This is a genomic window from Corallococcus llansteffanensis, from assembly GCF_003612055.1.
Taxonomy (GTDB): domain Bacteria; phylum Myxococcota; class Myxococcia; order Myxococcales; family Myxococcaceae; genus Corallococcus; species Corallococcus llansteffanensis.
Genome location: NZ_RAWB01000965.1, coordinates 1 through 1,808, shown reverse-complemented (window position 1 = coordinate 1,808; position 1,808 = coordinate 1). Strand labels below are relative to the sequence as shown.

Annotated in this window: 1 protein-coding gene; it reads right to left on the bottom strand. The window is 76.8% G+C overall.

Going from position 1 to position 1,808, the window contains the following annotated elements; genetic code table 11:
• Window positions 1-1,808: tryptophan synthase alpha chain (locus tag D7V93_RS42525; protein ID WP_120648625.1), on the bottom strand; the 1,808-nt coding region annotated here is incomplete at both ends.

The window sequence follows — 1,808 nt, the reverse complement described above, 5'->3', positions numbered from 1 at the left end:
CACCAGCACCGTCTGCCCCTGGGTGAGGGTGAGCTTCACCGCGGGGGCGCTCTTCCGGGTGGGGTGGAGGTGGGAGGCGCAGCCCAGCTCCGTGCCCCGGCAGCCGGTGAGGACGTAGAGGGCGTTGCCGGCGGGGGTGGCCTCATCGCCGGGCGAGGTGTCGAAGACGTAGGTGCCCGCCTGGGGCGCCGTCCACAGGTGGGCGCGGTCCTGCTGGAGGAGCGCGCCGCAGGTGCCCTGGAAGCCGTCGCCGGACGCGGCGGTCTCTCCCAGGAAGGTGACGGGCAGGGCGCTGCCCAGGTCGTGGTGCGCGCAGCCCTGGCCCTTGCAGCCGGGGACGTCGCGGCAGTCGGTGTCCGCGCAGTCCACCCAGCGGTCGCCGTCGTTGTCCGTGCCGTCGAAGCAGGCCCCGGCCTCGCTGGGGCGCAGCTCGGCGATGTGCAGCTCGAAGTAGCCCCGCGTGAACGACGCGCCGTCCACCGCGTCCACCGTCACCAGGACCTGCTGGCCCTGTGTCAGCGCCACCGCCACCCGCGCCCCGCCGCCGTAGCTGATGCCGCCCGTGGCGCACGCCAGCTCCGCGCCGCCGCAGCCGCCCCCGTACACGGCGAGCACCGACCGCACCGCCGAGCGGGCCGTGTCGAAGGTGAAGGTGCCCGTCCGGGGCGCCGTCCAGAGGAAGCCCCGGTCCGGCGGGCCCGCGCCCCCGCAGGAGCCCGCGTGGTCGTCGTTGGCCTCCACGGTGGAGCCCTTCACCGTCACGGGGAGCGCGCTGCCCAGGTCCCGGTCCATGCACACCGGCTGGGAGGTGGCGCACACGTTGGGCACGCCCGTGCCGCCGCACGTCTCCGGCGCGGTGCAGCCGCCACACGCGAGCGTGCCGCCGCAGCCGTCCGGCACCGCGCCGCACGTCTTGCCCAGCAGGCCGCAGGAGGCCGGCCGGCACGCGGCGGGCGCGCACACGTTGGGCTCGCCGCCCGCGCCGCACGACTGGCCGTCCGGACACGCGCCGCACGACAGGGTGCCGCCGCAGCCGTCCGCCACCGTGCCGCAGTCCTTGCCCAGCGAGTCACAGGTGGCCTTCGTGCACGGCGCCTGGCCGCACACGTTGGGCACGCCCGCGCCGCCGCACGTCTCCGGCCCGGTGCAGCCGCCGCACTCCAGCACCGCGCCGCAGCCGTCGGACACCGGGCCGCAGTCCAGGCCCAGCGCTTCACAGGTGACGGGCACGCAGGTGCCGGGGCCGCAGACGTTGGGCACGCCCGCGCCGCCGCACGCCTGGCCGTCCGCGCACGCGCCGCAGGACAGGGTGCCGCCACAGCCGTCCAGCACCTCGCCGCAGTCCTTGCCCAGCATGGCGCAGGTGGCGGTCAGACACGCGCCCTGTCCGCACACGTTGGCCACGCCGCCCCCGCCGCAGGCCTCACCCGGGCCACACGCGCCGCACTCCAGGACGCCGCCGCAGCCGTCGGACACCGGGCCGCAGTCCTTGCCCAGACTTTCACAGGTGGCGGGCGCGCACGGGGCGTGGCCGCACACGTTGGCGGCGCCGCCTCCGCCGCACGTCATGCCCGGGCCGCACGCGCCGCACTCCAGCACCGCGCCACAGCCATCCGGGACCTGCCCGCAGTCCTTGCCCAGGGCCTCGCAGGTGGTGGGGACGCAGGGCGGCGGGCCGCAGACGTTGGGCACGCCGCTCCCGCCGCACGACTGGCCGTCCGGACACGCGCCGCACGACAGGGTGCCGCCGCAGCCGTCCGCCACCGTGCCGCAGTCCTTGCCCAGCGAGTCACAGGTGGCCTTCGTGC